The following is a 22,700-nucleotide window of genomic DNA, read 5'->3' as shown; positions in this document are numbered from 1 at the left end:
GCACAGGCTGCACCGGCTCGAACCGGGTCCGTTCGAACGCTCCGCCAGAAATGGGGACAATCTCAAGATGACAAAGCGCTTTTTGCCGGTTCTGGTTTCGGCCCTGCTCTCCAGTCTTTTGCTCGCATCGACCGCCGCCCAGGCGCAGGCCCTGCGCAAGCCGTCTGCCTATGACTCGGGCGCGGGGCGTCCGGTCGATGCGGCGGGCAGCCGCAACACGCCCGCCAGCCTGCCCATGCTGGCCGGCCGCGCCGATTTCGATCGCCTGGCCCGCATCTTCGACCCGGCCAGCGCCATGCCCCATGTGCTGTTTGTGATCGACCGTCACAGCAAGAGTGCGCCGCTGCATTTCATCAACACGCCGCGATACGCGTTTCACGAAGATTTTCTGCGCGCCAAAGGCCTGCTGCAGGGCGGAAAGCCGGCGCTCAACCGCAATTACCGCGAGCCGGGTCGTCGCTTCATTCTCGGTACGCTGAGCTGGCAGCCCGCGCTCAAGGACTACAGCTACGAGTTCTGGGAGGGCGACCAGCTCACGCCCGAGCTGCTGCAGACCACGGCCGCCGCGCTGAGCACCGGATTTTTCGCGCCGGCTCGCTTCAAGGCCAACTCCACACAGCAGGAAGCCGTGGCCCGGCAGGCCGGTGTTGAAGCGGTTACGCAGGCCCAGCTGCTGGGTGCCCAGACCTATCTGCCGCTGAACCAGGGCCAGGCCGTGGGCCGGCTGCGCATCCTGAACCAGGCCGAAGGGGTGAATGACCTCCAGCCCAGGGACATCGTGCTGCTGCGCGAAGTGCCCATCAGCCTGCCGCCCGTGGCCGGTGTGGTGACGGAGCGCCCCTCCACGGTGCTGTCCCATGTCAATCTGCTGGCGCGCGGCTGGGGCATACCCAATGCCTATGTGCAAAAAGCCGCCGAGCATTACGCGGACTTCAACGGCCGCTGGGTGCATATCGACGTTCAGCCCGCCAGCTTTGCGCTGCGCGCCGCCACGGCTGCCGAACAGCAGAGCGCGCAGCAGCAGGCACTGCGCCAGCCCGCCAAGGGCAGCAAGGTCTTGCTGCAGCCCGATCTGCGTCGCAGCGAACTGGTGCCCCTGGCCGGCCTGCGCAGCGCGGATCGCCGCCGCTGCGGTGCCAAGGCCGCCAATCTGGGCGAGATCCAGTCCGCCGGCCTGGCGGACGTCAGCGTGCCCGATGGCTTTTGCATTCCGTTTGCCGCCTATGCCGACTTCATGCGCGCCAACGGCCTGACCGAGCGCATTGCCCGCATGCGCCAGCAGCCCGGTTTTCCGACGGATGCAGGCCTTCGAAAGCAGGCCCTGTCCGCGCTGCAGGCCGAAATCGAGCAATGGCCCGTCAGCCCGGCCGTGGCAGATGCCTGGGCACAGCGCTGGTCCGGCCAGCTGGGCAGCCAGGGCGTGTTCGTACGCAGCTCCTCCAGCTCCGAGGACCTGCCCAACTTCAGCGGAGCAGGCCTGTACACCACCGTGCCCAATGTGCGCAGCGGCACGGATCTGGCCGCCGCCGTGCGCAAGGTCTGGGCCTCGGTCTACAACTTCGAGGCCTGGGAAGCCAGACAGGCAGCGGGCATCGACGACGCGCAGGTGATGATGTCGGTGTTTGTGCAAAAAGCCGTGGACTCCTCCGCATCGGGCGTGATGATCACCCGCGACCCCTTCGACGCCTCGCACCGCCACATGAGCTATATCGCCGCCAAGCGCGGCATAGGCATCCGCGTGGTCGAGGGCCGACGGGTCGCAGAGCAAATCCTCTACTCCAGCCGCAGCAAGGCCGTGCAGGTGCTCAACCGTTCCCAGGACGATGTGGCGCTGCAGCTGGATGCCAGGGGCGGGGTGCGTGAAGTGGCGGTGACTGCCGGTCGCGCCGTGCTCAGCGACGCACTGGTGCAGCGACTGGCCCGCGCCGGAGCCGGCATCAAGCAACGCTTTGGCGGCCGGGACCAGGACATCGAGTGGGCCGTGCAGGGCGACCAGCTCATCATCCTGCAGGCGCGCCCCTTCATCTCGGCGCCCGGGCGTTGAAGATCCGCCATGCTGAATTTCGAGTCACCTGTCGTCATTGAGCTGCTGCAAGCCCGGGGCTGGACCCCGCAGCGAGAGGTCGCCATTCCCGTGCCTGTGCAAAGCGCTCTGGGACGTCAGCCCAGTCTGGCCACCCACCCTGCCGTGGCGGCACTGCAGAACCTGGCGGGTTTGCACATAGGCCAGGTGGGCAAGGGCCGGGAATGCGCCAGCAGCGATATAGAGTTTGACTGGCTTGAAGCGTGTTTCACCGGGGAAGATGCAGACGATGCCCTGCTCTCCTGGGAACAGCGCCTGCACACCCGGCTGATAGCCGTTGCCGAAGTTCACCATGCCCACGGCCAGCTGCTGATGGCGGGCGATGGACGCTGCTTTTCCTGGTCCTTTGTAGGCATGAGCTTCGAGGGCGAGAATATTCAGCAGGCGCTGGAACATCTGTTGCTGGGTATACGTTCGCGCCCCATGCTGGAGCCCGGCCAGTCGTCGACCCAGCTGTACGGCACGCTCTACAAGGCGGGCGACCCCGAGATATACCCTTGCTGAATTCCCGAAGAAGATGGCCACCGGCCAAGCCATGACCGAACCCTCGCCCCCCACTTTCTCCGTCGCTCAAGCCCTGCAGCAAGCCGCCCGCCAAGGCCTGGCGCGTGTCGATGCACAGATGCTGCTGCTGCACTTGATGCGACAGCCAGCGCACGCCCGTGCCTGGCTCATCACCCATGACAGCGATGCCCTGAGCCAGGAGCAGCAGCAGCGCTGGGGCCAGCTGTGCGCCCTGCGCCAGCAAGGCATGCCTGTCGCCTACCTGACCGGAAGCAAGGAGTTCTACGGCCTGGATCTGACCGTGGACAGCAGGGTGCTGGACCCGCGCCCCGATACCGAGACCCTGGTGGACTGGGCGCTGGAGCTCATACCTGAAGGGCAGCCGGTTCGCGTTGTAGACCTGGGCACCGGCAGCGGCGCCATCGCTCTGGCCCTGCAAAGCCAGCGCCCCTCAGCCCGGGTCATCGCCGTGGACGCCAGCGCCGATGCCCTGGCCGTGGCCCGCAGCAACGCCGCCCGGCTCCAGCTACCCGTGCAGTTCGCCCATGGCAGCTGGCTGGAGCCTCTGGACGGGCTGGAACCCGTCGATCTGATCGTCAGCAATCCGCCCTATATCCGCGCCGACGACCCGCACCTGGCGGCGCTGACCCACGAACCGCTGTCGGCCCTGGCCAGCGGCGCGGATGGGCTGGAGGACATACGCAGCATCATCGACCAGGCTCCGGCCCGCCTGAAAGACGGCGGCTGGCTGCTCTTCGAGCATGGCTGGGATCAGGCCGAAGACGTGGCGCGGCTCATGCAAGCGGCCGGCTTCGAACAGGTCCAGCACCGCCACGACCTGGCCGGCATTGCGCGCTGCACGGGCGCCTGCCGGAGCGGCAAGGCTTGATTTCCAGACCTCCACCCCAAAATATCCAGTCAGCAAGATTTCCTCACAGCATCGCATTCCTTGCGGTCGGTGAAATAATTGCAGACATCGCGGCTGGTACCGCCATTTCCAAAATCCGGAGCCCACTATGAGCAACACTCAACAACGCATCGACGACCTGGTCAAGAACAACGACATCCTGCTGTTCATGAAGGGCAACGCCAGCTTCCCTCAGTGCGGCTTCTCCGGCCGCGCCATCCAGATCCTCAAGGCCTGCGGCGTGGATGCCAAGTCCATCGCCACCGTGAACGTGCTGGAAGATCAGGAAATCCGCCAGGGCATCAAGGACTACAGCCAGTGGCCCACGATTCCCCAGCTCTACATCAAGGGCGAATTCATCGGTGGCTCGGACATCATGATGGAGATGTACGAATCGGGCGAACTGCAGCAAGTGCTGGCCGCCAAGTAAGCCCCATCCCGTCTGCAAGCCACCGGCACCCCGGTGGCTTTTTTCATGCCGCCTCCCAGACCCGTCCCCCCCTACCACTGCTGCATCCATATCGATGGCAGCGCCCTGCCCAACCCCGGCCCCATGAGCCTGGGCGTGTTGCTGCAGCTGCCCGACGGCAGCCGCCATACGCTGTCGCAGAATCTGCACCGTAGCGGCTGCAACAACGAAGCAGAGCTGCGCGCCCTGATGGCCGCCCTGAAGCTGGCACGCGATCTCGGCGCGCGCAGCCTGACCGTGCGCACCGACTCCCAGGTCCTGCTGGAGCAGCTCGGCCCGCCGACGGCCAAGCCGGCGCGGCCCATCGCCCGACTCGCCACGCTGTTCGAGGCCGCCCGTGCACAGATGCAGGACTTTGAGGAGCTGGTTCTGCAATGGGTGCCCAGACACCGCAATACCGAGGCCGATGCGCTGGCACGCATGGCCCATTCGGCAGCCGCGCTTCAGTCCTGAAGCCAGTACAGCTGCCTGCCACAGGCTTTATGTGGTCGAATAGAGACTCCTTGATAACCGGCCGCAGGCACGTCGACGTGCCGCAGCAGCCCTGCCTATGAGTGTGTCCCAAAGCCTTGCGGTGATTGTTCTGCTGATTCTGCTCAGCGCCTTTTTCTCTGTGGCGGAGATTTCTCTGGCCGCCTCGCGTCGCCTGCGCCTGCGCCAGATGGCCGACGATGGCAATGAGGGAGCCGAGCATGCCCTGCGCGTACAGGAGCAGCCGGGCGAATATTTCACCGTGGTGCAAGTGGGACAGAATGCCGTCGCCATCCTCGGCGGCATCGTCGGCGAGGGTGCGTTCAGCCCCGCACTGACCGAGTTTTTCTCGATCTGGTTCTCGCCCAGCCTCTCGACGACCCTCGGGTTCCTGCTCTCGTTTTTCATAGTCACCTCGGCCTTCATCCTGCTGGCCGACCTGTTGCCGCGCCGCATCAGCATGAACGAGCCCGAGCGCTATGTGGTGCGGGTACTCGCGCCCATGCGCTGGTTTGTGGTGATCTTCAAGCCCGTCATCTGGTTCTACAACCTGGCGACCGACACCCTGTTTCGCCTGCTGGGCCTGCCGGCCACGCGCGACGAGCGCATCACCAGCGACGACATCCTGGCCATGACCGAAGCGGGCACCAAGGCCGGCGTGCTGGCCGCCCGCGAGCAGCAGGTGATTGCCAACGTCTTCGAGCTGGACTCGCGCATCGTGGCCTCGGCCATGACGCAGCGCGAGCGCATTGCCTTTTTCTTCAAGGATGACGCCGACGCCATCATCCGCGCCCGCATTGCCGAGGAGCCCTTCTCCACCTACCCGGTCTGCGACGGCGATATCGACCATGTGATCGGCTATGTGGACGCCAAGGACCTGTTCCAGCGCGCGCTCAACAACCAGCCTCTGTCCCTGCAGGATGGATCGCTGATTCACAAGGTGCTCATCGTGCCCGACCGACTGAGTCTTGCAGAGGTGCTGGAGCAGTTCCGCATGGTGCACGAAGACTTTGCCGTCATCGTCAACGAGTACAGCCGCGTCGTCGGTGTCGTCACCCTGAACGATGTGATGAGCACGGTGATGGGCGATCTGGTCAGTCCTTCTGACGAGGAAGAGCAGATCATCCGCCGTGACGAGCATTCCTGGCTGATCGACGGCGTCACTCCCGTCGAGGACGTGATGCGTGTACTGCATCTGGACGATATGCCGCATGACGATGAATACGAAACCCTGGGCGGCTTCCTGATGGTCATGCTGCGCCGCGTGCCGCGCCGCACCGATGCGGTGATCTGGGGCGGCTACAAGTTTGAAGTGCTGGACGTGGACAGCTACCGCATCGACCAGGTCATGGTGACCCACCTTCCCGAGCCGGCTGCAGAATCTGCCGCACCTTCGGCGGCCGCTGCGGCCAAGGTACAGGGCAGCGCTGCCCAGGCCCAGACAAGCAAAAGCAGCCACTCCTGAATCAGGAGCTTCTTGCGCTTACCCTCAAAGGACTTCAGGTTCTTTTCTTGCTGAAACCAATGAAAAGAGAGCGCCAAGCGCTCTCTTTTTTATATCTCCACGGTATCAGACCGACTGCGGCTCTTCCACCAGCCAACGCCGCTGGGCGCCGAACACGGCATTCGGATACTGGGGCTGGCCCCGGCTGCCGTTGTAGCGGCCCAGTGCCATATAGGCATCGCCTTTTTCGCGGTCCATGTAGTGGCGCAGGATCACGCAGCCGAAGCGCAGATTGGTCTGCATGTGGAACAGCTTGCCGATATCGCCGTCACCGATCAGCCGCATCCAGAACGGCATGATCTGCATATAGCCACGCGCGCCCACGCTGGAGATGGCGTACTTGCGATAGCCGCTCTCCACCTGGATCAGACCCATGACCATGGACACATCGAGGCCCGCGCGCTTGGACTCGTACCAGACGGTCTGCAGGAACTCGCGCCGCGCCTGCAGGTCGGGCTTGCGCTTGGCCAGCTTGTCGCTGCTGGCCACCAGCCAGCGCAGATAGCTCATGCGCGCCGCTGTGGAGGCGAACTCCAGTTCGGGCGGCGCGCCCGAACCCGCCACGGCCGCGCTGAGCGCCGTACGCACGGAGTCGGCCAGCGGCTCTTCGAGCTGCCCCCCGGCCCAGGCCGCCTGCGGCCACAGCCAGCCGGCCGCCGGGGCGGCAAGCGCAGCGGCAGTCCTCAGGCAGTGGCGTCGGCTCAGCAGGGTTTCGGGCATGGAAACAGCAGCTTACAAGCCCAGGCGGCTCTTGAGGTGACCCAGCACCTCATTCGTCGCCAGCTTTGTAGCTTCTGTGTCACGGCGCTGCTGGTACTCGACCACGCCTTCCTTCAGGCCACGGTCGCCCAGCACCACGCGGTGGGGCACGCCGATCAGCTCCCAGTCGGCCAGCATGGCACCGGGGCGCTCGTCGCGGTCGTCCAGGATCACGTCCACGCCCAGTGCCAGCAGCTCGCCGTAGAGCTTCTCGGCCTCGGTCTTCACGGCCTCGCTGCGGCCCATGCCGATGGGGCAGATCACCACTGTGAACGGTGCAATCGCATCGGGCCAGATCATGCCGCGCTCGTCGTGGTTCTGCTCCACGGCAGCGGCGGGCAGGCGGGTCACGCCAATGCCGTAGCAGCCCATCTCGAAGTGCTGGGGCTTGCCGTTGTCGCCGAGGAAAGTGGCGTCCATGGCCTTGGAGTACTTGGTGCCCAGGTAGAACACATGACCGATTTCAATGCCGCGCTCGATCGCCAGTTCGCCCGCGCCGTCGGGCGAGCGGTCGCCAGCCACCACATTGCGCAGATCGGCCACCACGGCGGGCTCGGGCAGGTCGCGGCCGAAGTTCACGCCGGTGATGTGGAAGTCTTCCTCGTTGGCACCGCAGACCCAGTCGGCCATCACGGCCACATCGCGGTCCACCACGATGTTCACGGGCTTCTTCAGGCCGATGGGACCCAGATAGCCGGGCTTGGCACCGAAGTGCTCCTCGATCTCGCCCACGGTCGCGAAACGGAAGCCCGCCAGGCCTTCGACCTTGCCGACCTTGATCTCGTTCATCTCGTGGTCGCCGCGCAGCAGCAGCAGCCACACCTGCGTCTTGACGATCAGGCCCTTGTCGTCCAGTTCGTCCGTGGCCAGCACCAGCGACTTCACGGTCTGCGCCAAGGGCAGACCCAGCTGCTCGGCCACGGCTTCGCAGGTGCTGTTGCCGGGAGTGGCGACCTTTTGCAGGGCCTGGGCGGCGGCAGGACGTGCCTGGGTGGGCGCCAGGCTCTCGGCCTTCTCGATATTGGCCGCGTAGTCGCTGTTCGGGCAGTAGACGATGGCGTCCTCGCCCGTGGAAGCGATGACCTGGAACTCTTCGCTCAGATCGCCGCCGATGGCGCCCGAGTCGGCACGCACGGCGCGGTACTGCAGGCCGAAGCGGTCGAAGATGCGCTTATAGGCTTCGCGCATGGTCTGATAGCTGATCTGGGCCGCATCGCGGTCCTTGTCGAAGGAATAGGCGTCCTTCATGATGAACTCGCGACCGCGCATCAGGCCGAAGCGCGGACGGCGCTCGTCGCGGAACTTGGTCTGGATCTGGTAGAGGTTCTTGGGCAGCTGCTTGTAGCTCTTGAACTCCTGACGCGCGATATCGGTGACCACCTCTTCGGAAGTAGGCTGGATCACGAAATCACGGCCATGGCGGTCCTGGATGCGCAGCAACTCGGGGCCCATCTTCTCGAAGCGGCCGGTTTCCTGCCACAGCTCGGCAGGCTGGACCACGGGCATGGTGGTTTCGATGGCGCCGGCGCGGTTCATTTCCTCGCGCACGATGGCCTCGACCTTGCGGATCACGCGCAGGCCCATGGGCATGTAGTTGTAAATGCCAGCACCCAGCTTTTTGATCATGCCAGCCCGCATCATGAGCTTGTGGCTGACCACTTCGGCGTCGGCCGGAGCTTCTTTCAGGGTGGAGATGAGAAATTGGGTGGCTTTCATGGAACTGGCAATTCAGTGGAAATAGGCATGGCCCGCTTGTCGATCACAAGGGGCCATGCATAATGAACACAATTCAAAAATTTGGGGTTTGATTATGCTTGACCGGGACGGATTTCGCCCGAACGTCGGCATCATCCTGCTCAACCAAAGAAACCAGGTGTTCTGGGGAAAACGCATTCGCACCCACAGCTGGCAGTTTCCGCAAGGTGGCATTGACCGGGGTGAGACACCCGAGCAAGCCATGTTCCGCGAACTGCACGAGGAAGTGGGGCTGAAGCCCAATCACGTTCGCGTGGTTGCCCGCACCAGGGACTGGTTGCGCTACGAGGTGCCAGACAGGTACATCCGCCGCGACGCGCGCGGGCATTACAAAGGCCAGAAGCAGATATGGTTTTTGCTTCAACTGGTCGGGCATGACTGGGACTTGAACCTGCGTGCCACCGATCACCCTGAGTTCGATGCCTGGCGCTGGAATGACTACTGGGTTCCTCTGGATGTGGTGGTCGAATTCAAACGCGGCGTCTATGAAATGGCGCTGACCGAGCTGGCGCGCTTTCTGCCGCGCGGCGAGCAGCAGCGCAACCGCTATCTGCGCAGTGGCATGCGGCCACGCGAGCAGGAAGCAGGCCAGAGCACTGGCGGCACTGCGCATCTGACGCAGCACCACCAGGTCATGTACCCGGCCCGTACAGGAAGCTTTCGCATCAACCCCGGCATAGAGCTGCCGCCCGGCGCCAGTTTTGACCCGGACCCGCAGACCGGCATAGACAATCCGCCCGATCACAAGCCTCTGCAATGAACCAAGCCGTAATGCCTCGCAGCATTACGGCTTTTTTGATGACCGCCGGTACTCAGTGTCCGGCCACCACCATATTGTCGCGGTGCATCATTTCGGGACCGGCCGAGTAGCCCAGCAGCGATTCAATCTCCGATGAGCTCTTGCGGCACAGCAGTCGCGCTTCGGCGCTGGCATAGCTGGCCAGGCCACGGGCGATCTCGGCGCCGTCCTCATCGCGCACGGCAATCACTTCGCCACGCGAGAAATCACCCTCCACGGCGATCATGCCGATGGGCAGCAGGCTCTTGCCCTCATCACGCAGCTTGGAGACGGCACCCGCATCCACGGTCACCGAACCACGCAGTTGCAGATGGTCGGCAATCCACTGCTTGCGCGCCTGCATCTTGTGCGTGTTGGCAACCAGCAGCGTGCCTATGGACTCGCCACGCGTCAGGCGCAGCAGCACGTCTTTTTCGCGCCCCCAGGCGATCACGGTGGAGGCACCGGAGCCCGCCGCACGCTTGGCCGCCAGAATCTTGGTGATCATGCCGCCCGTACCGATGGACAGGCCCGCACCACCGGCCATGGCTTCGAGCTCGGGGCTGCCGGCTTCGGCCACGTCGATGAACCTGGCATCGGGGTTCTTGCGCGGGTCAGCACTGTAGAGGCCGCGCTGATCGGTCAGGATGACCAGTGCATCGGCCTCGACCAGGTTGGCCACCAGCGCGCCCAGGGTGTCGTTGTCGCCAAAGCGGATCTCGTCGATCACCACCGTGTCGTTCTCGTTGATGACGGGCACCACGCCCAGCTGCAACAGCGTCAGCAGCGTGGTGCGGGCGTTCAGATAGCGCTCGCGATCGGCCAGATCCGCATGGGTCAGCAGCACCTGGGCACTGGGCACGCCTTCGCCGCGCAGCTTGGTCTCGTACATCTGGGCCAGCCCCATCTGACCGACGGCAGCAGCGGCCTGCAACTCATGCACCTCGGTCGGACGCGTGGCCCAGCCCAGTCGCTTCATGCCTTCGGCAATGGCGCCACTGGAGACCATGATGACTTCACGCTTGACGCCGTCTTCACCATTTACCAATGCCGCCAGCTGGCGGCTCCACTCTTCAATGGCGGCCTCATCCAGACCACGACCTTCATTCGTAACCAGGCTGGAGCCGACTTTGACGACGATGCGACGGGCATCACGCAGCACATTGGAAGACATGAGAATTTACAGTGTTTTAGGCCTCTAACGCCTATGAATAAAGCGCAAGCAGCTATTAAATTCAAAGCAAAACAGCGCACCAAGTGCGCTGCTGGGTTATACCCTCTAGCTTATTCCGGATCGTAGGAGGCGAAACGCGGATCGGTCATATCCAGACCAGAATCCTCGCCTCCCGCAAAGCGAGGGTCGATTTCCTTGGGGGCCTGCTCCGCCAGCTGCTGGTTGTGCACATGCTCGAAGATCTTGCGGATCAGCGGCTCGCAGCCTTCACGGGTCAGCGCCGAGATCTCGAAGACCGGGCCCTTCCACTTGAAGCGCTTGACGAAGTCCTTGACCTTGGCGGCACGCTCCTCTGCGGGAACCATGTCCAGCTTGTTGAGCACCAGCCAGCGCGGCTTGTCGTAGAGCTCGGCGTCGTACTTCTTGAGTTCGGCCACGATGGCCCTGGCCTGCTCGACCGGGTCCACGCCCTCGTCGAACGGTGCAATGTCCACGATATGCAGCAACAGACGTGTGCGCTGCAGATGGCGCAGGAACTGGTGACCCAGGCCCGCACCTTCGGAGGCGCCCTCGATCAGACCCGGTATGTCGGCCACCACAAAGCTCTGCTCGGCGGCCACGCGCACCACGCCCAGATTGGGATGCAAGGTGGTGAAGGGATAGTCGGCAATCTTGGGCCGGGCGTTGGAGACGGCCGTGATGAAAGTGGACTTGCCGGCATTGGGCATGCCCAGCAGGCCCACATCGGCCAGCACCTTGAGCTCCAGCTTCAGGTTGCGGCGCTCGCCGGGATAGCCGGGAGTCTTCTGGCGCGGCGCCCGGTTGATGGCACTCTTGAATCGCAGATTGCCGAAACCGCCGTCACCTCCCTTGGCGATGGTGATGACCTGGCCGGGCTCCAGCAGCTCGAACAGCACTTCGCCGGTATCCGCATCGCTGATGATGGTGCCCACAGGCATGTTCAGCGTGATGTCGTCACCGGCTGCACCGAACATGTCGGAGCCCATGCCGTGCTGGCCGCGCTTGGCCTCGTGGCGACGCGAATAGCGGTAATCCACCAGCGTGTTCAGGTTCACATCGGCCACTGCGTACACATGACCGCCACGGCCGCCGTCGCCACCGTCGGGGCCGCCAAATTCCTTGTATTTCTCGTGCCGGAAAGACACGCAGCCATTGCCGCCGTCACCAGCTGCAATGTCGATAAAAGCTTCGTCAACGAACTTCATGAGGCATCCAGTCTACAAAATCAGTGTGCACCAGAAGCTCCGGTCCACACTTGAGTGCTTTATTACCATGCCCCATCTGCCAGAAATCTGCTGCCTGGAGCCTTTTCAAACAACAAAGCCCCGACAAGTCGGGGCTTTGTTGGAGTCACAGACGACTTATGCAGCCGTGATGTTGACTGTTTGCTTGGACAGAGCGCCCTTCACACCGAACGACACATGGCCGTCAACCAGTGCAAACAGGGTGTGATCCTTGCCCACGCCAACGTTCTCACCGGGGTGGAACTTGGTGCCGCGCTGACGCACGATGATGGAACCAGCTGTCACCAGCTCGCCACCAAAGGCCTTCACGCCCAGCATTTTTGGCTTGGAATCACGTCCGTTACGCGTAGAGCCGCCGCCTTTTTTCTGTGCCATGACTTAGCTCCTAAAATTAAGCAGCGATTGCCACGATTTGCAGTTCGGTGAACTGCTGACGATGGCCTTGGCGCTTTTGATAGTGCTTACGACGGCGCATCTTGAAGATGTGCACCTTGTCGTGCTTGCCGTGAGCAACCACAGTTGCCTTTACAGATGCACCGGACACCAGGGGGGCACCAACCTTGATTTCAGCGCCGTTGCCGACGGCCAAAACTTGGTCGATCACGATTTCCTGGCCTACGTCCGCAGCAATCTGTTCTACCTTGATCTTTTCGCCAGCTGCAACGCGATACTGCTTGCCGCCGGTTTTTATGACTGCGTACATTAAAAACCTCTAAAGTCTGAGAGTTCCATGAAATGATTTCCACGGAGCCGGCAATTCTAGCACGCATGCATTTTTTCTGCTGCCATACCCCTAGGAAGCGCTTCAGCATCCGCGCACGCCGCGGCCGTGGCCTCGCGGGACAGATGGCAGGTACAGGTGCGCGGTGAGGCTTGCGCCTTGCGAGCGACGGCAATGTCGCAGCCTTCGTTCACTTGAACGGGCTCTGAGGACACCACGCAAAACTTGGTTGCATCTTTCTATAATCGAGAGTCCACTTGGCGGTTCATCACCTTGACTACAGAAATTTCCACATCCAATCCGCTTGCCTTGATCGCAGATGACATGCGCGAAGTGGATATCGTCATTGCTCAGCGACTGACAACCAGCGTCCCCCTGATCGCACAGATCTCCCAATACATCATTGCCGCAGGCGGCAAACGCCTGCGTCCGGCACTGCTGCTGCTGATCGCCGGCGCACTCGGCCACCAGGGCAAGAACAAATACATTCTGGCCGCCGTGGTGGAACTGATCCACACGGCAACCTTGCTGCACGACGATGTGGTGGATGAGTCCACACTGCGCCGTGGCAGGGCTACGGCCAACGAGACCTTCGGCAACCCGGCCAGCGTTCTGGTCGGAGACTTTCTGCACACCCGCTCGTTCCAGATGATGGTGGAAGTGGGCAGCATGCGCGTGCTGCAAATTCTGTCCGACGCCACCAATGTGATCGCGGAAGGCGAAGTCCAGCAGCTCATCAACACCCATGATGCATCGCTGAATGAAGCCGGCTATCTGCATGTGATCCGTTCCAAGACCGCCCAACTCTTCGAGGCCAGCGCACAGCTGGCTGCCGTGCTGGCCGGCGCCACGCCCGAAATGGAACAGGCCTGCGCCACCTATGGCCAGGCCCTGGGAACGGCTTTCCAGATCATCGACGATGTGCTGGACTACACCGGCAACGCCCAGGAAATGGGCAAGAACCTGGGCGACGACCTGCGCGAAGGCAAATGCACCCTGCCCCTGATCGCAGCCATGCAGCGCGGCAGCGCCGAGCAGGCCGCCATTGTGCGCAACGCCATCGAGCAAGGCTCCACCGATCAGCTCGACGCCGTGGTGGATATCGTGCGCAGCACCGGCGCCCTGGACATTGCCAGAGCAGCCGCACATGCGGAAGCCCAGCGCGCCATTGATGCCTTGGCCGCTCTGCCAGGCAATGCATACACCGCAAGTTTGCTACAATTGGCCTCTCAGCTTTTGGAGCGCCGCACCTGAATCGCCAGGTGCACCTGGGTGCTCGACAAACAAAGCTTGCGGGGTGTAGCTTAGCCTGGTAGAGCGCTACGTTCGGGACGTAGAGGCCGGAGGTTCGAATCCTCTCACCCCGACCAATCTCATTTTTGTCGCCGTTTCTTGCGCTAGGTTCAATGACGCCGTGTTGAGGCCGACATGCGGGTCTGGCGGCATACCGTCGGTAACAACAAGGATGGTAGGATAGGACTCCTCCTACCCCACCCAGACTTGGATACATGGCCGCTGCCGACAATCTGCAAAAGAACGCCCCTGCGCCCATTGCCATCCCTGGTCTAGGCAGAGCCCTGATTTCCGCCGGCAAGGTCTCGCAGCAAGCAGCCGAAAACGCAGCCAAGAAAGCCGCCACAGGCAAGACTCCATTCATCACCGAACTGAGCCAGTCCGGCGAAATCAGCGCACTGGAAATTGCCGAAACCATCTCCATGATGTTCAGCACACCGTTGCTGGACCTCAATGCCATCGACGCCCAGCAACTGCCACGCGAGCTGCTGGACCCGAAGATCAGCAACGCCTACCGCGTGCTGGCACTCAGCAAGCGCGGCAACCGGCTCACCATTGCCACGGCAGACCCCACGCAGCAGGAAGCGGCCGAGCAGATCAAGTTCACAACCCAGTTGCTGGTGGACTGGGTAGTTGTCGAGGCCGACAAGCTGCAAAAACTGGTAGAGCAGGCCGGCAAGAGCGTCAGCGAGTCTCTGGACTCCTATTCCAGCTCCGGAGACTTTGACTTCGACGACGTCAAGATCGAGGATGCCCCCGAGGAAAAAGACAATGCCGTCGGCGCCGAGGTCGAGGATGCTCCGGTCGTCAAGTTTCTGCACAAGATGCTGCTGGACGCCTTCAATATGCGCGCGTCCGACTTGCACTTCGAGCCCTACGAACACAATTACCGCGTGCGCTTTCGTATCGACGGCGAGCTGCGCGAGATCGCCTCGCCCCCGATTGCGATCAAGGACAAGCTGGCTTCCCGCATCAAGGTGATCTCGCGCCCGGACATCTCGGAGAAGCGCGTTCCGCAGGACGGCCGCATGAAGCTCAAGGTCGGCCCCGACCGCGTCATCGACTTTCGTGTCAGCACCTTGCCCACGCTGTTTGGCGAGAAGATCGTGATCCGTATTCTGGACCCGAGCTCGGCCAAGATGGGCATCGATGCCCTCGGCTACGAACCCGAGGAAAAAGAGCGCCTGCTCAAGGCCATCAACCGCCCCTACGGCATGATCCTGGTCACCGGCCCCACGGGCTCGGGCAAGACCGTGTCACTCTACACCTGCCTGAACCTGCTCAACCAGCCGGGCGTGAACATCGCCACCGCCGAGGACCCTTCCGAAATCAACATGCCTGGCGTCAATCAGGTCAATGTGAACGAGAAGGCCGGCCTGACCTTTGCCGCTGCGCTCAAATCCTTTCTGCGTCAGGACCCGGACATCATCATGGTCGGTGAAATCCGTGACCTGGAAACCGCCGACATCTCGATCAAGGCCGCCCAGACCGGGCACCTGGTGCTGTCCACGCTGCACACCAATGATGCTCCGACCACACTGACGCGCATGCGCAATATGGGCATCGCCCCTTTCAATATTGCTTCCAGCGTGATTCTGATCACCGCCCAGCGCCTGGCACGACGCCTGTGTGCTCAGTGCAAGGAACCCGCCGACATACCGCACGACGCCCTGATCGAAGCCGGCTACGCTGAAGAGGAGCTCGACGGCAGCTGGGTCAGCTACAAGCCTGTGGGCTGCCCTGCCTGCAACAACGGCTACAAGGGACGTGTCGGTATCTATCAGGTGATGCCCATCAGCGAGGAGATTCAGCGCATCATCCTGCGTGACGGCAGTGCGCTGGAAATTGCTGAACAAGCCAAGGCCGAAGGAGTACGCTCTCTGCGCGGCTCGGGCCTGCATAAAGTCAAGCTGGGTCTGACCTCACTCGAAGAAGTGCTGGCGGTCACCAACGAGTAAAACAGAATCAGTGAGGGAACGCCATGGCAAGCGCAGCGTCCAAGGGAATCAAGGAATATCTCTTCGAGTGGGAAGGCAAGGACCGCAACGGCAAGATCATGCGCGGCGAAACGCGTGCCGGCGGGGAGAACCAGATCCAGGCCATGCTGCGCCGCCAGGGCGTGACTCCGTCCAAGATCAAGAAGCGCAGGACCCGCGGCGGCAAGAAGATCAAGCCCAAGGACATTGCACTCTTCACGCGCCAACTGGCCACCATGATGAAGGCCGGCGTGCCGCTGCTGCAGTCTTTCGACATCGTGGGCCGCGGCAATACCAACCCCAATGTCACCAAGCTGCTCAACGACATCCGCTCCGATGTGGAGACCGGTACCTCGCTGAGCGCTGCCTTTCGCAAGTTTCCGCTCTATTTCAACAGTCTCTACTGCAACCTGGTGGAGGCCGGCGAGGCCGCAGGTATTCTGGAATCGCTGCTGGACCGTCTTGCCACCTATATGGAGAAGACGGAAGCCATCAAGTCCAAGATCAAGTCCGCGCTGATGTACCCCACATCGGTGATGATCGTGGCCTTTGTCGTGGTGACCGTGATCATGATTTTCGTGATTCCGGCCTTCAAGGAGGTCTTCACCTCCTTTGGCGCCGACCTGCCCGCACCCACGCTGCTGGTGATGGGCATCAGTGAGTACTTTGTGCAGTACTGGTGGCTGATCTTCGGCGTGCTGGGCGGCGGCATCTATTTCTTCATGCAGGCCTGGAAGCGCAACGAGCGCGTGCAGCAGTTCATGGACCGGACCATGCTCAAGCTGCCCATCTTCGGCGTGCTGATCGAGAAATCCTGCGTGGCCCGCTGGACGCGCACGCTATCCACCATGTTTGCAGCCGGCGTGCCGCTGGTCGAGGCGCTGGACTCCGTGGGAGGTGCCTCGGGCAACTATCTCTACAGAAACGCCACCGACAGGATTCAGTCGGAGGTCTCCACGGGCACCAGCCTCACGGTTGCCATGGCCAATGCCAATATCTTCCCTTCCATGGTGCTGCAGATGTGCGCCATCGGCGAGGAATCGGGCGCCATCGACCATATGCTGGGCAAGGCCGCCGACTTCTATGAAAGCGAAGTGGACGAAATGGTGGCGGGTCTGTCCAGCCTGATGGAGCCCATCATCATCGTCTTCCTGGGCACCTTGATCGGCGGCATCGTGGTGTCCATGTATCTGCCTATCTTCAAGCTGGGTCAAGTGGTCTGATGATTTCCGAACTGGTGTTGAATGCCGCTGCCGGCGGCGTCCTGGGCTTGCTGATCGGCAGCTTTCTGAATGTGGTGATCCACCGCCTGCCGCTGATGATGGAGCAGGAATGGCATGCCGAAGGCGCGCAATGGGCCGAGGAACAGAAGGACAAGGGCGCCAGGATCGAGTTGCCGCCCGCCAAGCCAGCCGTCACGCTGAGTCAGCCCAGATCGTGCTGCCCGCATTGCGGCCATCAGATCGCCTGGTACGAGAACATTCCCGTGCTCAGCTATCTGTTTCTGCGCGGCCGCTGCGCCGAGTGCAAAAAGCCCATCAGCCTGCGCTATCCCTTGGTTGAGCTGATTTGCGCCGCCCTGTTTGCCTTCTGCCTGGGCCGCGACGGCCTGAGCGCTACCGGCTTTGCCTGGTGCGGCTTCAGCGCAGCGCTGCTGACACTTGCCTTGATAGACTGGGACACCACATTCCTGCCGGACTCCATCACTGTGCCCCTGCTCTGGGCCAGCCTGATCGCCTCCGCACTGCAGTGGACCAACGTACCTCTGCAGCAATCGCTGTGGGGTGCCGTCGCAGGCTATATGTCGCTGTGGCTGATCTTCTGGGCCTTCAAACTGGCCACCGGCAAGGAAGGCATGGGCTATGGCGACTTCAAGCTCTTTGCCGCGCTCGGTGCCTGGTTCGGCTGGCAGGCACTGGTGCCCATCATTCTCATGGCATCGGTCGTGGGTGCCGTCATCGGCATCGTGCTCAAGATCAACAGCCAGCTGCGCGAAGGCGGCTATGTACCCTTCGGCCCTTTTCTCGCGGGTGGCGGTTTTGTCAGCCTGATCTGGGGTCCCCAGGCCGTGCTCGGCTTTGCGGGTCTTTAAGCCATGCAAGCCTTGCCCGAGCGCTCACCATTCAGACTGGGACTGACGGGCGGCATTGGCAGTGGCAAAAGCACGGTTGCGGCCAGGCTGCAGACATGCGGCGCAGCGCTGATCGATGCCGACCATATCTCGCGCAGCCTGACGGCAAGCGGCGGCATGGCCCTGCCTTTTATCGCTCAGGCTTTTGGCGCTGACCTGATCGACGCCCATGGCGCTCTCAACCGCGCCCGCATGCGCGAGCTGGTCTTTGCCGATTCCTCCGCGCGGCAGCGCCTGGAAGCCATACTCCACCCCCTGATCGCCGAGCAGACCCGGCAGCAGCATGAAGCAGCCGTGGCGGCCGGCAGCAAGCTGATCGTGCACGACATCCCGCTGCTGGTCGAATCCGGCCACTGGCGAACCAGGCTCGATGGCGTGCTGGTCGTGGACTGCCGCGAGAGCACGCAGACGGAGCGCGTCATGGCGCGCAGCGCTCTGAGCCGCGAGGCCATTCAGGCCATCATCGACGCCCAGGCCACGCGCACGCAGCGCCTGGCAGCGGCCGACTGGGTCGTCTACAACGATGACGGGGTCACAATCGAAACTCTCCACGCATATACCGATCAAATCGCTGCATGGTTCGGGCTATGATGCAGGCCATGGCTTGGCCTGTGCGTGTGATCGCCGCATGTGCACGTTGACCGCTGATTCCTGTGCGCCTCGAGGAGCCCAGCAAACGTGATCCTGTACGAATATCCTTTTAACGAGCGTCTGAGAACTTATCTGCGCCTTGAGCAGCTGTATCGCCGTCTGCGCGAGCTGCTGACCCGCGCACATTCGGTCGATCATCACTTCGCCCTGATCACCATCTTCGAGATCATGGATGTGGCCTCGCGCAGCGATCTGCGCGCCGATGTCATCAAGGATCTGGAACGCCAGAAGCACCTGCTGGACGTGCTGCGCGACAACCCCGATATTTCCCAGCACATGCTGCACCAGGTGGCGCGTCAGGTGGAAGGCTGCTTTGCCACCATCAATGCACAGACCGGCAAGACCGGCCAGGCGCTGACCGAGAACGAATGGCTGATGTCCATCCGCAGCCGCGTGGGCATACCCGGCGGCACCTGCAGTTTCGACCTGCCGGCCTATCACGCTTGGCAGAACCTCGATCCGCGTTACCGCCAGCGCGACCTCGAAGACTGGGCCGGCGAGCTGACCCCGCTGGGCCAGGCGCTGGAGCTGATTCTGCAGCTGCTGCGCGAGACCGGCATTCCCCAGCGCGTGGTGGCCGAGCATGGCGTGTTCCAGCAGGCCATGCCGGCCGGCCGCAGCTTCCAGCTGCTGCGCCTGCGCATAGACCCGCATCTGAATCTGGTGCCGGAGATCAGCGGCAACCGCCTGCTGGTATCGGTGCGCCTGCTCAGGCTGGCCAATGGCGGCAAGCCCCAGCCCAGCAATGACGACGCGTCTTTCGAGCTGACGCTCTGCGCCTGAGCCGCAGGCAGTCTTCTCTCTCCATCGAGCCGCAGCTTGCGGCTCGCTGTCTTTCAGGGTCGGCCACCCGTGTTTTCCAGCTGTGATACATCTACGCCATGAGCACTGACAAGCAATCCCCCACCATGGTGAAATGCCCGACCTGCGGCGGCCCCAGCGTTTTTTTGCCCAGCAACAAGTTCCGCCCCTTCTGCAGCGAGCGTTGCCGCAATATCGACCTGGGCGCCTGGGGCAATGAAGAGTTCCGCGTTCCGGCTCAGACGCCTCCCGAAGATGCGCCGTTTGGCGATCCGCGCACCGAAAACCAATAGCCTTCAGCAAAAACAAGAGCGACTTTCGCCCGATATTTCTTGATTTCAGCTTGATTACCCAAGCAAATCCAGACTCACCGTACGCAAGGCGCTCTCCATTCAGGAGCGTAACACTTCAATCCACGGGTTGCTGCGCCTCGTAATGGCTTTGATCAAAGACCAAGCCGCGCTCCTCGCTCAGCCATTGCAGCACAGGATAGGCGCCCGGCAGGACCGGGTGCACATCAAGCGGCAACTGCTGCCAGGCCATCTGCTGACCCTCGCGCATCTCGAACTCGCCCGTCCATTGCGTCACCTTGCACCAGTGCAGACGCACCAGCGCATGCGGGTAGTCATGCTCGGTCACCTTCCAGGCATGGGCATGGCCGATGGTCACGCCCAGCTCTTCGATCAGCTCTCGGCGCAAAGCCTGTTCCACGCTTTCCCCGGCCTCCAGCTTGCCGCCAGGAAACTCCCAGTAGCCCGCATAAGGCTTGCCTGCAGGGCGGCTTGAAATCAGCAGCGCCCCATCGGATTCGCGCAACAGCACGCCCACGGCCACTTCCGTGTGCTTGCGCTGCGCCTGTGTTTCAGCAGTCGTCACTTCCACAACACTCTTTCTTCATTCCAGGTCTGCTTCTTCAGCCAGACCATCCACATCTTCAATGCGCTTCTTGACCGTCACAGGGCGCTCATTGCGGCCTGCATAGTCGCGCGCGAACTGGTGGGCCACACGACCGCTGCGCGAGCCGCGCTCCAGCGCCCAGACCAGGGCTTCGGGCCTGGCCGCCTCGATGGTGGCCTGATCCATGCCCAGCGCGGACAGCCACTGCGCCACCACGCGCAGGTATTCGTCCTGGCTGAAGGGGTAGAAGCTCACCCAGAGACCGAAGCGCTCGGACAGGGAAATCTTTTCCTCCACCACCTCACCGGGATGGATCTCGCCGTTCTCGCTTTTTTGCTGCGCCAGGTTGTCCGTCATGTACTCGGGCAACAGATGGCGGCGATTGCTGGTGGCATAGACCAGCACATTGGCCGTGGCTGCGGAAACCGAGCCATCCAGCATGGACTTCATGGCCTTGTAGCCGGGCTCGCCCTCTTCAAAGCTCAGATCATCGCAATAGATGATGAACTTCTCGCTCCGGCCAGCGACCACGTCGACGATGTCGGGCAGATCGGTCAGATCGGCCTTGTCCACCTCGATCAGACGCAGGCCCTGGGGCGCATAGCTGTGCAGGCAGGCGCGGATCAACGAAGACTTGCCCGTGCCGCGCGCGCCCGTCAGCAACACATTGTTGGCCGTGCGACCGCTGACGAACTGCTCGGTATTGCGGGCAATCTTTTCCTTTTGCACATCGATGTTCTGCAGATCGGACAGCTGCATGGCGCCCACATGGCGAACCGGCTCCAGCACACCGCAGCCGTTGGCGCGCTTGCGGTAGCGCCAGGCAATCGCTGCATCCCAGTCGGCGGGCGCCTGCAGGGGCTGGGGCAGCACGGATTCGATGCGCTGCATCAATTGCTCGGCACGCTCGACCAAGCGCTCCAAAGGGTTCATCACATCTTGCACGACCAGATCTCCATATTTTTTATAGCTTCTTGCGCTTGCCTAAGCTTGATTTCAGAATAAAAAGCAATCAAAACTCAATACAGACAAACGCAAGCAGCTCCTGAAATTGAAGCACCCAAATAGGGGGCGCTCACCAGCAAGGGACAGCAAGCAAGCGCCGCCGCGCAGCGAGGCTGTCGTCCCCCTCCCATAGCGCGCAGCGCGTAGACAGAGGGGGAAGCGGCGGGGCCGCCCAGGCGCCGCCGCTCAGGGGGTGATCATTTACGACCGGTAATCCGCATTGATCGTCACATATTCGTGACTCAGATCGCAGGTCCATACCGTCTGTGCGGCATCGCCACGACCCAGCACCACGCGCACCACGATCTCCTGCTGCTTCATCACGCGCTGGCCGTCTTCTTCCTTGTAGGAAGGATTGCGGCCGCCGTCGACCACCACATGCACATCGTCCAGGTACAGATCGATTTGGGTCTGATCCAGATCGGCAATGCCGGCATAGCCCACAGCGGCCAGGATGCGGCCCAGGTTGGGGTCGGAAGCAAAAAAGGCCGTCTTGACCAGGGGCGAGTGGGCAATGGAGTAAGCGACCAGACGGCACTCTTCCTCATTCCTGCCGCCCTCGACCTTGACGCTGATGAACTTGGTGGCGCCCTCGCCATCGCGCACAATGGCTTGGGCGAGCTTTTGTGCCACTTCCAGCAATGCTGCCTTGAGCTGCTCGCCCTCGGCGCTGGAGAGCGCCGTGATCTGTGCATTGCCGGCCTTGTGGGTGGCGATCAGCACGAACGAGTCATTGGTGGAGGTGTCGCCGTCGATGGTCACGCGGTTGAAGGAGCCGTCGGCCAGCTCCTTGACCAGGGGCTGCAGCAGCTCGGGTGCGATCGCCGCATCCGTGGCCAGAAAGCCCAGCATGGTCGCCATATTGGGACGGATCATGCCCGCACCCTTGCTGATGCCGGTGATGGAGACCGTCTTGCCACCAATGCCGATGCTGCGGCTGAAGGCCTTGGGCAAGGTGTCGGTGGTCATGATGCCTTCGGCAGCCGTGGCCCAGTTGTCAGCCTTGGCGGCAGCAATGGCCTTGGGCATGCCCGCCACGATGCGGTCCACGGGCAGCTCTTCCATGATCACGCCGGTGGAGAAAGGCAGGATCTGGCCTGCGCTCAGGTCCAGCTCCCGGGCCAGCGCAGCGCAGGTGGCGCGGGCATTGGCCAGACCGGCGGCGCCGGTGCCGGCATTGGCATTGCCGGTGTTGACGACCATGGCACGGATACCGGTGCCGGCCGCCAGATGCTCGCGGCAGATCTGCACGGGAGCGGCGCAGAAACGGTTCTGGGTGAACACGCCGGCCACCGAGGCACCTTCGTCGAGCAGAAACACCGTCAGGTCCTTGCGATTGGCCTTGCGCACGCCGGCTTCGGTCACACCAATGCGAACGCCATTGATCGCCAGCAGATCAGCGGCGACGGGAGCGGAAAGATTCACGGACATTTCTGTATGTTCCTAGAAAAGTGGAAAACACCCCCTGAGCCACTGCGCGGCTTCCCCCTCTCTCGCCTGGCGGGAGGGGGACGACATCCTCGCTGCGGGGCGGCTCTTGCTCGATGTCTCTCGCC

General features: G+C 62.5%; 23 protein-coding genes and 1 tRNA gene. 15 read left to right on the top strand and 9 right to left on the bottom strand.

The features are described 5' to 3' along the window. The first annotated feature begins 67 nt into the window (after positions 1-67). The 6 genes from O987_RS04145 to O987_RS04120 all read left to right on the top strand — a co-directional run bounded on the left by O987_RS04145 (position 68) and on the right by O987_RS04120 (position 5,899). Entirely contained in the window at positions 68-2,044 is a 1,977-nt protein-coding gene (locus tag O987_RS04145) for a PEP/pyruvate-binding domain-containing protein (protein ID WP_043370932.1), read from the top strand. A gap of 9 nt (positions 2,045-2,053) precedes the next feature. Next, positions 2,054-2,587 carry an SUKH-3 domain-containing protein gene (locus O987_RS04140; RefSeq protein WP_003058515.1) on the top strand — a complete coding sequence of 178 codons (534 nt, stop codon included), beginning with the start codon at positions 2,054-2,056 and terminating at the stop codon, positions 2,585-2,587. 13 nt (positions 2,588-2,600) lie between these two features. After that, entirely contained in the window at positions 2,601-3,476 is an 876-nt protein-coding gene (prmC, locus tag O987_RS04135; protein WP_050871702.1) for a peptide chain release factor N(5)-glutamine methyltransferase, read from the top strand. 127 nt (positions 3,477-3,603) lie between these two features. Continuing rightward, complete coding sequence (gene grxD, locus O987_RS04130; protein ID WP_003058519.1) at positions 3,604-3,924, top strand: Grx4 family monothiol glutaredoxin; 321 nt, start codon at positions 3,604-3,606, stop codon at positions 3,922-3,924. Positions 3,925-3,957: 33 nt separating this feature from the next. After that, positions 3,958-4,416 (top strand): ribonuclease HI family protein, encoded by a 459-nt coding sequence (locus tag O987_RS04125; RefSeq protein WP_043370930.1) that lies wholly within the window; start codon positions 3,958-3,960, stop codon positions 4,414-4,416. Positions 4,417-4,513: 97 nt separating this feature from the next. Further along, a complete protein-coding gene (locus O987_RS04120; protein WP_043370929.1) occupies positions 4,514-5,899 on the top strand; it encodes a hemolysin family protein in 1,386 nt (461 codons plus the stop codon). Positions 5,900-6,004: 105 nt separating this feature from the next. On the opposite strand, the gene O987_RS04115 is transcribed toward O987_RS04120, so the two are convergent. Both O987_RS04115 and O987_RS04110 read right to left on the bottom strand, forming a co-directional pair. Next, a complete protein-coding gene (locus O987_RS04115) occupies positions 6,005-6,658 on the bottom strand; it encodes a lytic transglycosylase domain-containing protein (RefSeq protein WP_043370928.1) in 654 nt (217 codons plus the stop codon). Positions 6,659-6,670: 12 nt separating this feature from the next. Further along, positions 6,671-8,413 (bottom strand): proline--tRNA ligase, encoded by a 1,743-nt coding sequence (locus tag O987_RS04110; protein WP_043370927.1) that lies wholly within the window; start codon positions 8,411-8,413, stop codon positions 6,671-6,673. Between the two features lie 94 nt (positions 8,414-8,507). Here O987_RS04110 and O987_RS04105 point away from each other — a divergent pair, with 94 nt between their 5' ends. Further along, positions 8,508-9,212 carry an RNA pyrophosphohydrolase gene (locus O987_RS04105; RefSeq protein WP_019043050.1) on the top strand — a complete coding sequence of 235 codons (705 nt, stop codon included), beginning with the start codon at positions 8,508-8,510 and terminating at the stop codon, positions 9,210-9,212. Between the two features lie 52 nt (positions 9,213-9,264). Here O987_RS04105 and proB read toward each other — a convergent pair whose 3' ends face one another. The 4 genes from proB to rplU form a co-directional block, all read right to left on the bottom strand. After that, on the bottom strand, positions 9,265-10,404 hold the full coding sequence (gene proB / locus O987_RS04100) for a glutamate 5-kinase (protein ID WP_043370925.1): 1,140 nt from the start codon (positions 10,402-10,404) through the stop codon (positions 9,265-9,267). A gap of 110 nt (positions 10,405-10,514) precedes the next feature. After that, entirely contained in the window at positions 10,515-11,630 is a 1,116-nt protein-coding gene (gene cgtA, locus O987_RS04095; protein ID WP_003058532.1) for an Obg family GTPase CgtA, read from the bottom strand. Positions 11,631-11,786: 156 nt separating this feature from the next. After that, complete coding sequence (gene rpmA / locus O987_RS04090) at positions 11,787-12,044, bottom strand: 50S ribosomal protein L27 (RefSeq protein ID WP_003058534.1); 258 nt, start codon at positions 12,042-12,044, stop codon at positions 11,787-11,789. A 16-nt stretch (positions 12,045-12,060) separates the two neighbouring features. Then, the gene (gene rplU / locus O987_RS04085; protein ID WP_003058536.1) at positions 12,061-12,372 is read right to left on the bottom strand and encodes a 50S ribosomal protein L21; all 312 of its coding nucleotides are present in this window, start codon (positions 12,370-12,372) and stop codon (positions 12,061-12,063) included. A gap of 342 nt (positions 12,373-12,714) precedes the next feature. Here rplU and O987_RS04080 point away from each other — a divergent pair, with 342 nt between their 5' ends. The 8 genes from O987_RS04080 to O987_RS04045 all read left to right on the top strand — a co-directional run bounded on the left by O987_RS04080 (position 12,715) and on the right by O987_RS04045 (position 19,535). Further along, positions 12,715-13,644 carry a polyprenyl synthetase family protein gene (locus O987_RS04080; protein ID WP_003058538.1) on the top strand — a complete coding sequence of 310 codons (930 nt, stop codon included), beginning with the start codon at positions 12,715-12,717 and terminating at the stop codon, positions 13,642-13,644. A 39-nt stretch (positions 13,645-13,683) separates the two neighbouring features. Next, a tRNA-Pro gene (locus tag O987_RS04075) sits at positions 13,684-13,760 on the top strand. 138 nt (positions 13,761-13,898) lie between these two features. Next, complete coding sequence (gene pilB / locus O987_RS04070) at positions 13,899-15,641, top strand: type IV-A pilus assembly ATPase PilB (RefSeq protein WP_043370924.1); 1,743 nt, start codon at positions 13,899-13,901, stop codon at positions 15,639-15,641. 23 nt (positions 15,642-15,664) lie between these two features. After that, the gene (locus O987_RS04065) at positions 15,665-16,882 is read left to right on the top strand and encodes a type II secretion system F family protein (protein WP_043370923.1); all 1,218 of its coding nucleotides are present in this window, start codon (positions 15,665-15,667) and stop codon (positions 16,880-16,882) included. Then, the gene (locus tag O987_RS04060) at positions 16,882-17,751 is read left to right on the top strand and encodes a prepilin peptidase (RefSeq protein ID WP_043370921.1); all 870 of its coding nucleotides are present in this window, start codon (positions 16,882-16,884) and stop codon (positions 17,749-17,751) included. Before O987_RS04065 ends, O987_RS04060 begins: the two co-directional genes overlap by 1 nt. 3 nt (positions 17,752-17,754) lie before the next feature. Beyond that, entirely contained in the window at positions 17,755-18,381 is a 627-nt protein-coding gene (coaE, locus tag O987_RS04055; RefSeq protein WP_003058547.1) for a dephospho-CoA kinase, read from the top strand. An 87-nt stretch (positions 18,382-18,468) separates the two neighbouring features. Further along, positions 18,469-19,224 (top strand): cell division protein ZapD, encoded by a 756-nt coding sequence (gene zapD / locus O987_RS04050; RefSeq protein ID WP_043370920.1) that lies wholly within the window; start codon positions 18,469-18,471, stop codon positions 19,222-19,224. Positions 19,225-19,322: 98 nt separating this feature from the next. Continuing rightward, a complete protein-coding gene (locus tag O987_RS04045; RefSeq protein ID WP_003058551.1) occupies positions 19,323-19,535 on the top strand; it encodes a DNA gyrase inhibitor YacG in 213 nt (70 codons plus the stop codon). A gap of 115 nt (positions 19,536-19,650) precedes the next feature. On the opposite strand, the gene O987_RS04040 is transcribed toward O987_RS04045, so the two are convergent. The 3 genes from O987_RS04040 to argJ all read right to left on the bottom strand — a co-directional run bounded on the left by O987_RS04040 (position 19,651) and on the right by argJ (position 22,575). Then, complete coding sequence (locus O987_RS04040; RefSeq protein WP_200879588.1) at positions 19,651-20,124, bottom strand: NUDIX domain-containing protein; 474 nt, start codon at positions 20,122-20,124, stop codon at positions 19,651-19,653. Between the two features lie 12 nt (positions 20,125-20,136). After that, positions 20,137-21,072 carry an ATP-binding protein gene (locus O987_RS04035; RefSeq protein ID WP_003058555.1) on the bottom strand — a complete coding sequence of 312 codons (936 nt, stop codon included), beginning with the start codon at positions 21,070-21,072 and terminating at the stop codon, positions 20,137-20,139. A gap of 273 nt (positions 21,073-21,345) precedes the next feature. Next, the gene (argJ, locus tag O987_RS04030; RefSeq protein ID WP_003058557.1) at positions 21,346-22,575 is read right to left on the bottom strand and encodes a bifunctional glutamate N-acetyltransferase/amino-acid acetyltransferase ArgJ; all 1,230 of its coding nucleotides are present in this window, start codon (positions 22,573-22,575) and stop codon (positions 21,346-21,348) included. Positions 22,576-22,700 lie beyond the last annotated feature (125 nt).

This window comes from Comamonas testosteroni TK102 (assembly GCF_000739375.1).
Lineage (GTDB): Bacteria > Pseudomonadota > Gammaproteobacteria > Burkholderiales > Burkholderiaceae_C > Comamonas > Comamonas brasiliensis.
Note: the sequence above shows the minus strand (reverse complement) of the source record. Positions and strands in the feature narration are given on the sequence as shown.

Excerpts from the sequence above, each read along its gene's own strand:
- O987_RS04145 (WP_043370932.1), top strand. The coding sequence starts at position 68 with ATGACAAAGCGCTTTTTGCCGGTTCTGGTTTCGGCCCTGCTCTCCAGT.
- O987_RS04140 (WP_003058515.1), top strand. The coding sequence starts at position 2,054 with ATGCTGAATTTCGAGTCACCTGTCGTCATTGAGCTGCTGCAAGCCCGG.
- prmC (WP_050871702.1), top strand. The coding sequence starts at position 2,601 with ATGGCCACCGGCCAAGCCATGACCGAACCCTCGCCCCCCACTTTCTCC.
- grxD (WP_003058519.1), top strand. The coding sequence starts at position 3,604 with ATGAGCAACACTCAACAACGCATCGACGACCTGGTCAAGAACAACGAC.
- O987_RS04120 (WP_043370929.1), top strand. The coding sequence starts at position 4,514 with ATGAGTGTGTCCCAAAGCCTTGCGGTGATTGTTCTGCTGATTCTGCTC.
- O987_RS04115 (WP_043370928.1), bottom strand. The coding sequence starts at position 6,658 with ATGCCCGAAACCCTGCTGAGCCGACGCCACTGCCTGAGGACTGCCGCT.
- O987_RS04110 (WP_043370927.1), bottom strand. The coding sequence starts at position 8,413 with ATGAAAGCCACCCAATTTCTCATCTCCACCCTGAAAGAAGCTCCGGCC.
- O987_RS04105 (WP_019043050.1), top strand. The coding sequence starts at position 8,508 with ATGCTTGACCGGGACGGATTTCGCCCGAACGTCGGCATCATCCTGCTC.
- proB (WP_043370925.1), bottom strand. The coding sequence starts at position 10,404 with ATGTCTTCCAATGTGCTGCGTGATGCCCGTCGCATCGTCGTCAAAGTC.
- cgtA (WP_003058532.1), bottom strand. The coding sequence starts at position 11,630 with ATGAAGTTCGTTGACGAAGCTTTTATCGACATTGCAGCTGGTGACGGC.
- rpmA (WP_003058534.1), bottom strand. The coding sequence starts at position 12,044 with ATGGCACAGAAAAAAGGCGGCGGCTCTACGCGTAACGGACGTGATTCC.
- rplU (WP_003058536.1), bottom strand. The coding sequence starts at position 12,372 with ATGTACGCAGTCATAAAAACCGGCGGCAAGCAGTATCGCGTTGCAGCT.
- O987_RS04080 (WP_003058538.1), top strand. The coding sequence starts at position 12,715 with ATGCGCGAAGTGGATATCGTCATTGCTCAGCGACTGACAACCAGCGTC.
- pilB (WP_043370924.1), top strand. The coding sequence starts at position 13,899 with ATGGCCGCTGCCGACAATCTGCAAAAGAACGCCCCTGCGCCCATTGCC.
- O987_RS04065 (WP_043370923.1), top strand. The coding sequence starts at position 15,665 with ATGGCAAGCGCAGCGTCCAAGGGAATCAAGGAATATCTCTTCGAGTGG.
- O987_RS04060 (WP_043370921.1), top strand. The coding sequence starts at position 16,882 with ATGATTTCCGAACTGGTGTTGAATGCCGCTGCCGGCGGCGTCCTGGGC.
- coaE (WP_003058547.1), top strand. The coding sequence starts at position 17,755 with ATGCAAGCCTTGCCCGAGCGCTCACCATTCAGACTGGGACTGACGGGC.
- O987_RS04045 (WP_003058551.1), top strand. The coding sequence starts at position 19,323 with ATGAGCACTGACAAGCAATCCCCCACCATGGTGAAATGCCCGACCTGC.
- O987_RS04035 (WP_003058555.1), bottom strand. The coding sequence starts at position 21,072 with ATGAACCCTTTGGAGCGCTTGGTCGAGCGTGCCGAGCAATTGATGCAG.
- argJ (WP_003058557.1), bottom strand. The coding sequence starts at position 22,575 with ATGTCCGTGAATCTTTCCGCTCCCGTCGCCGCTGATCTGCTGGCGATC.